We start from the raw sequence: 12,225 nt of genomic DNA on the forward strand, positions 1-12,225 counted from the left end.
CCGACAGCCCTACACCCGGGTGGGACGCACCATCACCGTCAGGACCGGCGCCTCCGGCGAAGACCGCGCGGTGCCCAACGCTCTGTATCCCCACGACGCGTAGAGGGCCTGCACCCTCCCGTCCTGGTTCAAAGGGTTCACCATCAACGAGACCTGCGTCTCGGGGCGCCCGGCCAGGAGCACGTCATGGAGCTTGCGAGCGGTCCCCTGCCTGCGCCACCGCTGGCGGACCATCATCTCTTTCACCGCGACCGTGGAAACCCCCGCCATGGTGGGCTCGGGCTCTGGCCGGACGCGGCGCCACCAGCGGTCATCCCCTCCGGTGAGCCGGTTGGCGTAGATGTAGCCGATGGGCTCACCGGAGTCGTACGCCACCACGGCCTCCCACCCCGGTTCGCCGGCGTGCCGGTGCAGCCGCTCCCCGAATGCCTCCGGGGCGTAGTGCGGCAGGTGGAGCTTGTGCGCCCAGCACTCCTTGTAGATCCCCACCAGGTCATCCCATACGGACTCCACATCACCGATCCGGACGCAGCTCACGATGCCTTCCACTGCTGCTCCCACGAGTCGTAGACAGGGCCGGGCGCGACGCGGCGAAGGTCACGGCTGAACGAGGCCAGCATCGACCGCACCCGAGGGTGCTCCACGTCAATGGAGGCGGCGGTGACCACAGCGCGCTCCGCCTCACCCTGCCCGAGCTGGGCGCGGGCCAAGCGGGCGGTCGTGATGGCCCGGGAGCGGACGAGATGGGGCCTGAACAGAGTGAGGGAAACGTGTGCCTGCGCCTCGGCTTCGGCCGGCCGACCAGCGGCCAGATACGCGGTGACGGCAAGGCTGTGCACTTCGGCTTCGTCGTAGAACGCGGTCAGCCACAGCGGCCGCCGCTCGCCGGGATCAGCGCGAAGCATGGCATCCCGGGCACAATCCAAAGCGCGGTCCACGCCAGCCTTGTCCCGCGTCAGGCCGAGGATCGCGGCATGCCGGGCGTGGCCGAGGGAAGCGAACAGCGGGTCACGGCGGGTGATGGACAGGCGGCGGGCGACATCGTTGGCGTCGAGGGCATCGGCAGGTCGGCCCAAGTGGCGGTAGAGACTGCCTTTGTGGGACCAGATGCGGAACAGGATGGCCTGGTCACCGGACTCCTGGGCAAGGCTGGCCGCCCGCTCGTGATGCCCTAGGGCCGCGCCGAATCGACGCCCGTCGGTGGCAGCCCACATGGCACTGGACACGCAGGCGGCGGCCGTGGCATACAGGGCGCGCCTGACGCGCTGGGAGCACGAACCGCGCTGCCGCAGGGCAACGGCTTCATCGGCCAGAGCCAGGGCAGCGGCCTCGGTCTGCTTGTCCCCGCCCTTCTTGTGGTCGGCGGCGATGAGCTTGGCGAAACGGCCTTGCAGGGCCCGTACATCGCTCATGCCGACGCGGTACGGCATGGCGGGAGCCGGTGCGGCTACGGCCGCGCCGAGGGCAACTCCTGTGGCGAGGGCTCGACGGCGGTCCACGTTGTCCTCCTGAGGGGCGACAGGGGGACGACCCGGTGGAGGAACGAATCCCAGCTCAACCGGTTCACGGCCCAGTGTCATCGTGAGGGCACGACGCTGAAGTTCATGGGGCCAGCGGGTTTGGCCGCTCAGCCACCGCCGCACCACACGGTCACCGATCCGGCCTGGCCTTCCGGTCATCCGCTCGATGGCCCTGTTCACCGACTCGGCCAACTTCTCCTGCGTTAATCCAGCATCATCCAGGGCCATTTGGAGGGCTTGGTTCCCCATGCCTCCACGGTAGACACGCATGCACAGCCCACAAAGAAACCGAGTCAAGGGGAGGCAAAAAGGTCCGGGTGCACGCGGCCAGGACGGATGGCACACGCCCTAAACACGGAGTGCTTCCAGGCGTTGACTGGGTGTTACGCAGCGCTGGGCCGCCCACATGAGCAGCCCGTCCCTCGGGGTCTCCACGCTGCCTGGCCCACTCACCAGAAGGCCGACGAGATGACCACAATGATGATCAGCAAGCCCTCACCGCTCACCCCCGCCGGCACAGGCCATCCGACCTACACCCAGTCGCTCCCGTGCTCTGAGGAGTCCGCAGGCATCGCGCGCCTGTCCGTCGCCGCAACCCTGCGCGCCTGGGGGCTGGAGGTCCTGGTGGACGACGCCCGCTTAATCGCCTCAGAGCTGGCCACCAACGCGATCCGACACGCCGCCCGCCACATCCCCGATCCCGAGCAGCGCGGCTGTTTCCGCCTCAAGGTCGAACGCCCCAGCGATCACCTGGTACGCATCTCGACTTTCGACCGGTCCCGCACGATTCCCCGCATCATCGAGGCGAGCGAGGCAGCTGAGTCCGGGCGCGGGATGGCCGTAGTGGACGCCGTCTCCTGCCGGTGGGGCATCGACCCCAAGCCGTGGGGCAAAGGCGTCTGGGCGGAGTGCGCCGCCCCGGGCCACCTGCCATGATCCGTGACCCATGACCGGCACGTCTGCCGGTGCGGCCCTCGCACCGCCCCATGAGCCCCTGTCCGCCGGACAAGCGCGGAGTCCCTCCGAGGCCTTCCGACGGCGGACGCCCGTCCCTCACTGAGCGAAGGGGGCGGGCACACCACACCACCTCACCGAATGGAGAAGCCGTGACCACGTACACCGCCCCCAGCCAACCCGAGAAAGTCCGCCCTTGGGGCCTGCGCCGACTCGGTCCGTACCCCGCGGCGGCGGAGATGCCGTTCACCACCGTCACCATCGATCCGGACACCCAGACCGGCGTGTTCCGCGACCGTGACGGCTTGGTGGTCGAGATGGGCAAGCACGGCACCAGCTCCGCCACCTCGACATCGACCGTGACGAACCTGGACTCGCGCAACGACGCGGGCTCCGACCAGGACTCCCAGCAGGACTGACAGCCCCGATGGCCGACACGAAACCGGTCCTGGTGGTCACGGAACCGCTCGACATCACCGCCGACATGGTGATCACCCATCTCAACGAGCGCGATGTTCCCGTGGTCCGCTTCAATCCTGCGGATCTCCCGGCCGGGGAGCTGACGGTCTCGGCGCGATTCGGCGGCCGCCCGGCCTCCACCCCGGTGGCCGGGCGGCTCCGTACCCCGTCAAGGACCGCCGACCTGGAACATGTACGGGCGGTGTACTGGCGCCGCCCCGCCTGGCCCGCCTTCGATCACCTGGACGCGGACGACGCACGCTACGCCGCAGCGCAGGTCCGCCACGGAATCGCCGGTGTCCTCCACGGCCTCGACGGCCCGCTATGGGTCAACCACCCTGTCCGCAACGCGGCGGCCGACCACAAACCCACCCAACTCGCCGCAGCCGCACGCCTCGGCTTCACCGTGCCCGCGACGCTGGTGACCAACGACCCTGGCGAGGCGCGCCGGTTCATCACCGCGCACGGTCAGGTGATCACCAAAACCCTGCGATGGACCCCGTACGAGCGAGACGGCATCGGCCTGACCAGCTGGGCCGAGCCCGTGACCGCCGACGAGGTGGACAACGCCGTGGCCGTGGCTCCGCACCTGTTCCAGGCCCGTGTGGACAAGATCGCCGACCTGCGGGTGCTGATCGTCGGCCGACGGCCGTTCGCCGTCCGCATCGACTCCGGCCTGCTGGACTGGCGCAAGGACTACTCCGCCCTCTCGTACCGCGTGGTAGACCTGCCGGATCGGCTGGAAAAGGCGCTCCTCGCCTGTCTCGACCACTTCGGCCTCCCCTCCGGGAGCTTCGACCTCGCCCTCGACCGCGACCGTGAACCCCACTGGCTGGAGCTGAACCCGAACGGCCAATGGGGGTGGCTGGAGGAGAAAACCGGCCTGCCGATGGCCGCCGCCTTCGCCGACCTGCTCGCTCAAGGAGACAACCCCGATGATTCCCGATACCGCGACTGAACGGCGCGCCCTCGCCGACCGGCTCCAGGAGGCCGGAGTCCTCACCCATCCGACATGGCGCGCAGCGGTCGAGGCCGTACCCCGTGAACTGTTCCTCCAGCCCGGCGTGTTCCTGCCCACCGACGGCGAACACTGGCGGCCCGTCACCGCGCTCGGCACCGACCCGAAGGAATGGTCCAAGATCGCCTATCGCGACGAGTCCCTGGTGACGCAACTGGACGGCCACCTCACCGCTGACCAGGCCGCCGAACCTGTCCCTGGCGTGCCTACGTCATCCTCCACCACGCCCGTGACGGTCATCGGCATGCTCGAGGCCCTGGGCATCGAGGACGGTCACACCGTGCTGGAGATCGGCACCGGTACCGGCTACTCCACCGCGCTGATGTGCCACCGGCTCGGCGAGGACAACGTCACCACGATCGAAGTGGACCCGGGCGTGGCGGCCCGTGCGGATGCCGCCTTGGAGGCCGCCGGATACTCCACATGGACCGTGACCGGTGACGGGCTCCTCGGCCACCCCTGCCGCGCCCCCTACGACCATGTCATCGCCACGTGCGCGGTACGCCGCATCCCCCACACCTGGGTACGCCAGACCAAGCCGGGCGGCACCATTCTCACCACGCTAGCCCCCGGCTCATGGGCGTACGGCACCGGTCTCGCCAAGGTCACCGTGAACGACGACGGTACGGCCGAGGGGCGGATCATCGGGGAGTCGTCGTTCATGCAGGCGCGCTCGCAGGCCGCCGTACCGCTCGCCGGGGACCTGTCGGCGCGCACCGCCTACGCCGACAGCGAGCGCGAGGCGAAGGTGGCGCCCACGCTGCTGGAGGAGTGGATGCCCGCCTTCCTCGCCCAGCTCGCCACGCCCGGCGCCCAGCTCGTGCGCGCCGCCAGGGGCGATGGCACTCGGCGACTCTACGTGTTCGACACCGACCGCGAATCGTTCGCCGAGTTCACCGAGAACGGCTCGGGCTGGGCAGTCCGGCAGGGCGGTCCGGTGGCCCTGTGGGACGACATCGAGCACGCGCTCACCGCCTGGCAGGCCGCCGGACGCCCCGACATCAGCACCGTGCGGCTCCGCGTCACCCCCAGCTCTCACACCTACTGGATCGACGACCGGCCCGCACTGCGCTGGGAACACCAGCTCGTCTGAGGGAGGGGCCGATAGGCTCGCCCGCCATGAGCGAGATTCCCGGTGACGGTGCGGTCCGCGATGCCTCGGTAGTGGTGGCCCGTGACGAGAACGGCCTGGTCGCGCTGTTGAGTGCCCCGTTCCCCCGGCACGGCGGCGAGTATCTGTTCCTGCCCGGCGGGCGGGAGGAGAGGGACGAGACCCCGGACGAATGCGCTCGCCGGGAGCTGGAGGAGGAAGCGGGCATCACAGCCGCGCGATGGCGTCCGCTGGGCACATACGCCATCACCCTGGGAACCGCCGCCAGGGTCCACCTCTACGAAGCCCGCGATCTGTCCGTCGGCCCACAGCGGCTCACCCCCACCGAACAGGACTTCACGCTGTCCTGGTGGCCTATGGCCGACGCGATCGAGGCCGCTGTCGAGGGCCGCTTCCTGCTCCCCGCCGGGCCGCTTGCCCTGCTCCTGGCCGATCGGAGCGGCTGAAGCGGGTCACCGCGAACACGACGAAGGCCCCGCCGGGTGGCGGGGCCTTCGTCGTACATGGGATGAGTGGAGATGGCGGGAATCGAACCCGCGTCCACCGGTGTGGGAACAGGGCTTCTCCGAGCGCAGTTCGCTGTGCTTTTCTCGGCCCCGGAGATCACGCGAACAAGTCTCCGACGGGCTCAGTCACTGTTTGATTTCCCACTACACCCCGTGACCGGGTCTAGTGGTTTAGTTCCCTAGCTGATGCCAGGATCCGGGTCGGGAACAGCCCCGGGCTGACACTTCGCAAGTCGCTACTTAGGCAGCGAGGGCGAAGGAATCGCGCTTGGTGTTGGCGATTATTGGTTTCGGCATATGGTTTACGAGATCATTGCCGCTTCCTCGGCTCGCTTCCCCTGCTTCGACAGCCGGTGTCGAAACCGATCATCCCCATGTTGTTTTTTCAAAGGTGCCGTGCCCTCGTGTGGGGCACAGAGCCATCATAGGTGAACAACGCGCGACGGGGCCACATCATTCCCGTCGCCCCGGTCGTGCCTTCCGGCCGGTCAGGCCCGCTGGCGCCGTCGTGCCGCCGAGATCGCCCGCTCGGCCTCGCGGCGGTCCTGCCGCTCCCGGAGCGTCTGCCGCTTGTCGTACTCCTTCTTGCCCTTGGCCAGGGCGACCTCGACCTTGGCCCGGCCGTCCTTGAAGTACAGGGACAGCGGCACCAGGGTGTGCCCGGTCTCCTGGGACTTGCCGATCAGCTTGTCGATCTCCGCCCGGTGCAGCAGCAGCTTCCGCCGGCGGCGCGCCGCGTGGTTGGTCCACGTCCCCTGGCTGTACTCGGGGATGTGCACGTTGTGCAGCCATGCCTCGCCGCCGTCGAGCTGGGCGAAGCCGTCCACGAGCGAGGCGCGGCCCTGGCGCAGCGACTTCACCTCGGTCCCGGTCAGCACCAGACCGCACTCGTACGTGTCCAGGATGTGATAGTCGTGCCGCGCCTTCTTGTTCTGCGCGATCAGCTTGCGACCCGTCTCTTTAGCCATAGCCAGGCCATTGTCGCACTAGGACCCGCCCCCGAGGCCACTCAATACCGTGCGTGCCCGCGCCTCCGCCGACGGGCCGTCGTCGCCCTTGACCGCGAGGTCCGGGTCGATGCCCTCGCCGTCGACGTTGCGCCCGGCCGGGGTGCGGTAGTGGCCCACGGTGAGCTCGGCGACCGAGCCGTCGGGCAGTTCGCTCGGCATCTGCACCGAGCCCTTGCCGAAGGTCCGGGAGCCGACGACGACGGCGCGGCCGCGGTCCTGGAGGGCGCCGGTGAGCAGCTCGGCGGCGCTCATGGTGCCGCCGTCGACCAGCACCACCAGCGGGTTGTCGGTGTCGCCGCCGGGGCGCGCGTTGAGCACGCGCTGGTCGCCCCGGACGTCATAGGTGGCGACCAGGCCGCCGTCGAGGAAGGAGGAGGCGGCGGTGACGGCCTCGGAGACCAGTCCGCCGGAGTTGCCCCGCAGATCGAGGAGGATGCCGTCACCCTGGGGGATGGCGCGCACCGCGCGCCCGATCCGCTCCCCGGTGCCCTTGGTGAACGAGTCGACCTTGATCCGGACGGCGCCGGCTCTGTCGCCCTCCTGATCGCTGAGCCGGTCGACGGTCACCGGGTCGGTGGTCAGCCGGGCCCGGCGGAGCGTCTGCGTCCACTCGTGGCCGCCGCGGGACAGCCCGAGCCGTACCCGGCTGCCCGGGGAGCCGTCGGCGGGGCCGCGCAGCAGGGCCACGACCTCGGTGACGGGCCGGCCGGTCACCCCGTCGCCATCGATCGTGCGCAGCCGGTCACCGGCCCGGACGCCGGCCTTCTGGGCGGGGCTGCCGGGCTCGACGCGCTCCACCGCGATCCGCCCGCGGGCGTCCCGGCGGGCGGAGATCCCGACGCCGACGTACACCCCGTCCAGGTTCTGGCGGAAGCCCTCGTACTCACGGGCGCTGTAGACCGCGCCCCACCGGTCTCCGCTGCGGCTCACCACCTCACGGGCGGCCTTCGAAGCGGACTTCCCGTCCTCCTGGGCCGCGGCAGCGGCCGCCTTGACCTGGTCGCTCTCGACCGCGCCGGCATAGGTACGGGCCGGTATCCGGCCGGCCCCGGAGGTCCGGCGCGGTCCGGGCTCGGCGCCCCAGGAACCGACGGCCGCCCCGGTGGCGAGCACGCTGACGAAGACCAATGTCAGGGCGGCCCCACGGCGAATGCGGCGGGGCTGGACGAACAAACACGGGCCCGACATGCCGGTGAGTGTAGGGCACCAACGGGCGCCGTACGGCGAGTTGTCCGGTACGGCGCCCTAGGCGAATGTCACACCTTGAGGTACTTGCGCAACGCGAAGAACGCCGCGAGCGCGGGCATCAGCAGCCCAATCGCCAGCACCAGGGGCAACTTGGCCAGCACCGCGTCCCAGCCGATGAAGTTGATCACATCGATCTTGTCCACCAGCCAGTTGTTGACCAGGAAGTACTGCACGCTCACCAGCAGCACACAGGCGAAACCCGCGCCCAGCAGCCCCGCGATGGCGGCCTCCATGATGAACGGCATCTGGATGTAGAAGCTGGACGCGCCGACCAACCGCATGATCCCGGTCTCCCGGCGGCGGCTGAACGCCGACACCCGCACCGTGTTGACGATCAGCATCAGCGCGACGACCAACATCAGCGTCATCACGCCGAGCGCCGCGAAGTTCATGCCGTTGAGCAGGTTGAACAGGTCGCCGACCAGTCTCTTCTGGTCCTGGACCTCCTGCACCCCGGGGCGGGCGGCGAAGGCGGTGGAGATGACGTCGAAGCGCTCGGGGTCCTTCAGCTTGATGCGGAAGGACTCCTGCATCTGGTCCGGGGTCAGCGAGGAGGCCAGCGGCGAGTCGCCGAACTGCTCCTTGTAGTGCTTGTACGCCTCCTCACTGGTCTCGAACTGCACCGACTCGACGATGTTCATCCGCTTGAGCTCGGAGCGGATATCCGCCTTCTGAGCCTCGGTGACCGCGCCCTTGGCGCAATTGGCCGCGGTCTCCTTGTCGTTCTTGTTGCACAGGAAGATCGAGACGTTGACCTTGTCGTACCAGTAGCCCTTCATCGTGCTCACCTGCTCGCGCATGAGCAGGGACCCGCCGAACAGGGCGAGCGAAAGGGCGACGGAGACAATCACCGCGAAGGTCATCGTGAGGTTGCGGCGGAGACCGACGCCGATCTCCGACAGGACGAACTGGGCGCGCATGGCGTCCTTTCAGTGCTGGTAGCCGTAGACGCCGCGGGACTGGTCGCGGACGAGTCGGCCCTTCTCAAGTTCGATCACGCGCTTGCGCATCTGGTCCACGATCTGCTGGTCGTGCGTGGCCATGACGACCGTGGTGCCGGTCCGGTTGATCCGGTCCAGCAGCTTCATGATGCCGACGGAGGTCTGCGGGTCCAGGTTTCCCGTCGGCTCGTCCGCGATCAGCAGCATCGGACGGTTGACGAACGCGCGGGCGATGGCCACCCGCTGCTGTTCACCACCGGAGAGCTCGCCGGGCATACGGTCGTCTTTACCGCCCAGTCCTACGAGATCGAGCACCTCGGGGACGGTTTTCCGAATGGCGGCGCGCGGTTTGCCGATCACCTCGAGCGCGAAGGCGACATTCTCCCCGACCGTCTTGTTGGGGAGCAGCCGGAAGTCCTGGAAGACGGTCCCCAATTGGCGGCGCATCTGCGGCACCTTCCAGTTGGACAGCCGCGCGAGATCCTTGCCGAGCACATGGACGGCGCCATGGCTGGCGCGCTCCTCGCGGAGGAGCAGCCGGAGGAAAGTGGACTTTCCCGACCCCGAGGAGCCCACCAGGAAGACGAACTCGCCCTTTTCGATCTCGAGCGAGACATCCCGGAGTGCGGGACGGTTCTGCTTGGGGTAGGTCTTGGATACGTTGTCGAATCGGATCACTGAAGCACCAAGGTCGACCTGGGTAGCGGTACGGGCTGCAGCCGAAGCGGCTCCCGTCGGTGAGCGTGACCATACGCGAACCGCACAGGGGCGCGCAGTCCGCCGTCCGGCGTTGGTGCGTTTCTTCACGCCACTATTGGGGTCAAACGGTTGACAATCCGCCCGTCGGGACGGCCGAAACGGCCACGGAACCGGTACGGATACGGCACGGAATCGTGCGGGGCGCGCCGAACCGGACGGAAGCTGGCACAGTGGAAGGGGAACCAACCCATTTCCCTGAGCGTTGGCCCCGTGTCTACTGCGGCACCGCCGCGCGGGAGGAGAAAGCGCATGACGTACGACAGGCTCGTCTGCGCCAACTGCGCGAGCCCCGTCAGCGAGGGCCGCTGCCCGGTCTGCCGGGCCAGCAGGGAGCGCTTGCAGCAGGACGGCCTCTTCGGCGGACTGACCCCGGCCGCGCTGATAGCGCTGCTGGTGGCGCTGATCGCGGTGGCCGTGCTCGCGCATGAGATGGCGACGGCATAACGCCGCGTCGAGGCGCGGTATACGCGGTGTGCGGGGCGTCTTCCGGACACACTGAACACACCTGAACACACTGTGCACGCACGCTGCACGCACAAGGGGCCCGGAGCTCTGCAGCGCTCCGGGCCCCTTACCGTGCGTAAGGCGCGTGATCAGGCCACGTTGTTGCGGTTCACCAGACGCGGCATGAGGCGGAAGCCGATACCACCGGCGATCATGGTCGCGGCGCCGACCAGCAGGAACGTGGTCTCGGAGGCACCGGTCTCGGCCAGCTGCTCCTTGGCCTTGCCCTGCTCCACCGGCTGGGAGCCGACATTGTCGGTGCCGGTGTTGTCGTCGCAGTTGGTGCTGTCGAGGTCCACGGTGCAGGTGCTGTCGCCGCCACCGCCGCCGCCACCCTGACCGGGCGTGCTCGGCTCACCGGAGGGCTCGCCGGTCGGCCCGTCCGTCGGCTCACCCGTGGGCTCGTCGGTCGGCGGGTCGGTCGGGTCATCCGTCGGCGGGTTGGTCGGGTCGTCCGTCGGCGGCTGGGTCGGGTCGTCGGTCGGCGGGTCGGTCGGCTCGTCCGTCGGCGGATCGGTCGGCTCGTCCGTCGGAGTCGGGATCGAGGTCGGGTCGTCGGTCGGCGTCGGGAGCTCGGTCGGCTTGCCCTTGCCCTTGCCGATGCCGAGGCCGACGTCGAGACCGTTCTCGTCCGCGTTGACCGACGCCTCGACTCCACCGATACCGACATCAACGCCAACGGCCGATGCGGCGCCGGCGGCGGTGAGCGACGCGCCGGCGGCGATCACCGCGCCGGCCGCTATTCGCGCAACGCGCAGCCGCGTCTTCTTCGTCATCTGCCTGCTACCCCCAGTAGCTGTACTCGTCAATGGAGCAGCTATGCACGGGGCAACGGCTCGGGGTGTCTGATCTCGGCGGCCCCCATCCCTCTGAGGCGGTCCGCCGGCCCCCGTTCACACGCGCCCCAGTCATACGCATGCCGGGCGTCAGCCTTCCCAGTTTTCAGATCACCGTCAAGGCCATTGCATGCGAGATGTCCGCTATGGAAGTGCTTGACGGGTACATGGGTACAGGACTGTGACCAAAACCCCGGTGTGCGCGGCTTTTTGGGGCGGCGGGCGGGGTTACTTCCCCTGCTCCTGCTGCTTGCGCCAGCGGATCCCGGCCTCGAGGAAGCCGTCGAGCTCACCGTCGAGCACGGCCTGCGGGTTGCCCACCTCGAACTCGGTGCGCAGGTCCTTGACCATCTGGTACGGGTGCAGGACGTACGAACGCATCTGGTTGCCCCAGGAGTTGCCGCCGTCGCCCTTGAGCGCGTCCATCTTGGCCTGCTCCTCCTGGCGGCGCCGCTCGAGCAGCTTGGCCTGGAGGACGTTCATCGCGGTCGCCTTGTTCTGGATCTGCGAGCGCTCGTTCTGACAGGAGACGACGATGCCGGTGGGGATGTGGGTGATCCGCACGGCGGAGTCGGTGGTGTTGACGCCCTGGCCGCCGGGGCCGGAGGAGCGGTAGACGTCGACGCGCAGATCGGACTCGTCGATCTCCACATGGTCGGACTGCTCGACGACGGGGAGGACCTCCACACCCGCGAAGGAGGTCTGGCGGCGGCCCTGGTTGTCGAACGGCGAGATGCGGACGAGCCGGTGGGTGCCCTGCTCGACGGAGAGCGTCCCGTAGGCGTACGGCACCTGTACGGCGAAGGTGGTCGACTTGATGCCGGCCTCCTCCGCGTACGACGTCTCGTAGACCTCGGTCTTGTAGCCGTGGCGCTCGGCCCAGCGCAGATACATCCGCTGGAGCTGCTCGGCGAAGTCGGCGGCGTCCACCCCGCCCGCCTCGGCGCGGATGTTCACGACCGCCTCACGGGCGTCGTACTCGCCGGACAGGAGGGTGCGCACCTCCATCTCGTCGACCGCCTTGCGCACCGCCTCCAGCTCGGCCTCGGCCTCGGCGCGGGCGTCCTCGTCGCCCTCGGCGGCGGCGAGCTCGAACAGCACGTCGAGATCGTCGATCCGGCCGCGCAGCTCCTCGGCCCGGCGCAGCTGCCCCTGGAGGTAGGAGAGCCGGCTGGTGACCTTCTGCGCGTTCTCCGGGTCGTCCCACAGGGACGGGACCGCCGCCTGCTCCTCGAGCACGGCGATGTCGGCCCTCATCTTGTCGAGGTCCAGGACGGCCTCGATCGACCCCATGGTCGAGGAGAGGGACTTCAGCTCTTCGGATACATCGACGACTGCCACGGCACCAGCGTAACCGCT

14 protein-coding genes and 1 other RNA gene are annotated in these 12,225 nt (G+C 68.9%); 6 read left to right on the forward strand and 9 right to left on the reverse strand.

What is annotated here, in order from left to right; genetic code table 11:
* Positions 1-9 precede the first annotated feature (9 nt).
* Together N6H00_RS16135 and N6H00_RS16140 are read right to left on the reverse strand one after the other, a co-directional pair.
* The gene (locus tag N6H00_RS16135; protein ID WP_268972403.1) at positions 10-537 is read right to left on the reverse strand and encodes a GNAT family N-acetyltransferase; all 528 of its coding nucleotides are present in this window, start codon (positions 535-537) and stop codon (positions 10-12) included.
* Positions 534-1,412: a hypothetical protein gene (locus N6H00_RS16140; RefSeq protein ID WP_268972404.1), complete on the reverse strand. Its 879-nt coding sequence runs from the start codon at positions 1,410-1,412 to the stop codon at positions 534-536. Before N6H00_RS16140 ends, N6H00_RS16135 begins: the two co-directional genes overlap by 4 nt.
* A 585-nt stretch (positions 1,413-1,997) precedes the next feature.
* Here N6H00_RS16140 and N6H00_RS16145 point away from each other — a divergent pair.
* The 5 genes from N6H00_RS16145 to N6H00_RS16165 all read left to right on the forward strand — a co-directional run bounded on the left by N6H00_RS16145 (position 1,998) and on the right by N6H00_RS16165 (position 5,508).
* The gene (locus N6H00_RS16145; protein ID WP_268972405.1) at positions 1,998-2,456 is read left to right on the forward strand and encodes an ATP-binding protein; all 459 of its coding nucleotides are present in this window, start codon (positions 1,998-2,000) and stop codon (positions 2,454-2,456) included.
* Positions 2,457-2,626: 170 nt separating this feature from the next.
* Entirely contained in the window at positions 2,627-2,893 is a 267-nt protein-coding gene (tgmA, locus tag N6H00_RS16150) for a putative ATP-grasp-modified RiPP (protein WP_268972406.1), read from the forward strand.
* Positions 2,894-2,901: 8 nt separating this feature from the next.
* Complete coding sequence (gene tgmB / locus N6H00_RS16155) at positions 2,902-3,891, forward strand: ATP-grasp ribosomal peptide maturase (protein WP_268972407.1); 990 nt, start codon at positions 2,902-2,904, stop codon at positions 3,889-3,891.
* Positions 3,869-5,044 (forward strand): ATP-grasp peptide maturase system methyltransferase, encoded by a 1,176-nt coding sequence (tgmC, locus tag N6H00_RS16160; RefSeq protein ID WP_268972408.1) that lies wholly within the window; start codon positions 3,869-3,871, stop codon positions 5,042-5,044. Before tgmB ends, tgmC begins: the two co-directional genes overlap by 23 nt.
* Before the next feature lie 26 nt (positions 5,045-5,070).
* Positions 5,071-5,508, forward strand: coding sequence for an NUDIX hydrolase (locus N6H00_RS16165; protein ID WP_268972409.1), 438 nt, complete (start codon positions 5,071-5,073; stop codon positions 5,506-5,508).
* 64 nt (positions 5,509-5,572) lie between these two features.
* Here N6H00_RS16165 and ssrA read toward each other — a convergent pair.
* The 5 genes from ssrA to ftsE form a co-directional block, all read right to left on the reverse strand.
* Positions 5,573-5,942: a transfer-messenger RNA gene (gene ssrA, locus N6H00_RS16170) on the reverse strand.
* Positions 5,943-6,056: 114 nt separating this feature from the next.
* Entirely contained in the window at positions 6,057-6,536 is a 480-nt protein-coding gene (gene smpB, locus N6H00_RS16175) for an SsrA-binding protein SmpB (protein WP_268972410.1), read from the reverse strand.
* 18 nt (positions 6,537-6,554) lie between these two features.
* Positions 6,555-7,766, reverse strand: a complete 1,212-nt coding sequence (locus tag N6H00_RS16180) for a S41 family peptidase (RefSeq protein WP_268972411.1) — start codon at positions 7,764-7,766, stop codon at positions 6,555-6,557.
* A gap of 68 nt (positions 7,767-7,834) precedes the next feature.
* Positions 7,835-8,746: a permease-like cell division protein FtsX gene (gene ftsX, locus N6H00_RS16185; RefSeq protein ID WP_268972412.1), complete on the reverse strand. Its 912-nt coding sequence runs from the start codon at positions 8,744-8,746 to the stop codon at positions 7,835-7,837.
* Between the two features lie 9 nt (positions 8,747-8,755).
* Positions 8,756-9,445, reverse strand: a complete 690-nt coding sequence (gene ftsE / locus N6H00_RS16190; RefSeq protein WP_030835764.1) for a cell division ATP-binding protein FtsE — start codon at positions 9,443-9,445, stop codon at positions 8,756-8,758.
* A gap of 330 nt (positions 9,446-9,775) precedes the next feature.
* On the opposite strand from ftsE, the gene N6H00_RS16195 reads away from it, so the two are divergent.
* Positions 9,776-9,970, forward strand: a complete 195-nt coding sequence (locus tag N6H00_RS16195) for a hypothetical protein (RefSeq protein ID WP_268972413.1) — start codon at positions 9,776-9,778, stop codon at positions 9,968-9,970.
* Between the two features lie 149 nt (positions 9,971-10,119).
* Here the strand turns inward: N6H00_RS16195 and N6H00_RS16200 are convergent, their stop codons facing one another.
* Together N6H00_RS16200 and prfB are read right to left on the reverse strand one after the other, a co-directional pair.
* Positions 10,120-10,806 carry an LPXTG cell wall anchor domain-containing protein gene (locus N6H00_RS16200; RefSeq protein WP_268972414.1) on the reverse strand — a complete coding sequence of 229 codons (687 nt, stop codon included), beginning with the start codon at positions 10,804-10,806 and terminating at the stop codon, positions 10,120-10,122.
* Positions 10,807-11,094: 288 nt separating this feature from the next.
* Positions 11,095-12,207, reverse strand: coding sequence for a peptide chain release factor 2 (gene prfB, locus N6H00_RS16205; RefSeq protein WP_268972415.1), 1,113 nt, complete (start codon positions 12,205-12,207; stop codon positions 11,095-11,097).
* Positions 12,208-12,225 lie beyond the last annotated feature (18 nt).

It is taken from the genome of Streptomyces sp. S465 (assembly GCF_026898115.1).
GTDB classification, from domain to species: Bacteria; Actinomycetota; Actinomycetes; order Streptomycetales; family Streptomycetaceae; genus Streptomyces; species Streptomyces luomodiensis.

Bases quoted from the DNA above. Each gene is read 5' to 3' on its own strand.
- tgmC (WP_268972408.1), top strand. From the start codon at position 3,869: ATGATTCCCGATACCGCGACTGAACGGCGCGCCCTCGCCGACCGGCTC.
- N6H00_RS16180 (WP_268972411.1), bottom strand. From the start codon at position 7,766: ATGTCGGGCCCGTGTTTGTTCGTCCAGCCCCGCCGCATTCGCCGTGGG.
- tgmB (WP_268972407.1), top strand. From the start codon at position 2,902: ATGGCCGACACGAAACCGGTCCTGGTGGTCACGGAACCGCTCGACATC.
- N6H00_RS16195 (WP_268972413.1), top strand. From the start codon at position 9,776: ATGACGTACGACAGGCTCGTCTGCGCCAACTGCGCGAGCCCCGTCAGC.
- smpB (WP_268972410.1), bottom strand. From the start codon at position 6,536: ATGGCTAAAGAGACGGGTCGCAAGCTGATCGCGCAGAACAAGAAGGCG.
- N6H00_RS16200 (WP_268972414.1), bottom strand. From the start codon at position 10,806: ATGACGAAGAAGACGCGGCTGCGCGTTGCGCGAATAGCGGCCGGCGCG.
- ftsX (WP_268972412.1), bottom strand. From the start codon at position 8,746: ATGCGCGCCCAGTTCGTCCTGTCGGAGATCGGCGTCGGTCTCCGCCGC.
- N6H00_RS16140 (WP_268972404.1), bottom strand. From the start codon at position 1,412: ATGAGCGATGTACGGGCCCTGCAAGGCCGTTTCGCCAAGCTCATCGCC.
- N6H00_RS16145 (WP_268972405.1), top strand. From the start codon at position 1,998: ATGATGATCAGCAAGCCCTCACCGCTCACCCCCGCCGGCACAGGCCAT.
- N6H00_RS16165 (WP_268972409.1), top strand. From the start codon at position 5,071: ATGAGCGAGATTCCCGGTGACGGTGCGGTCCGCGATGCCTCGGTAGTG.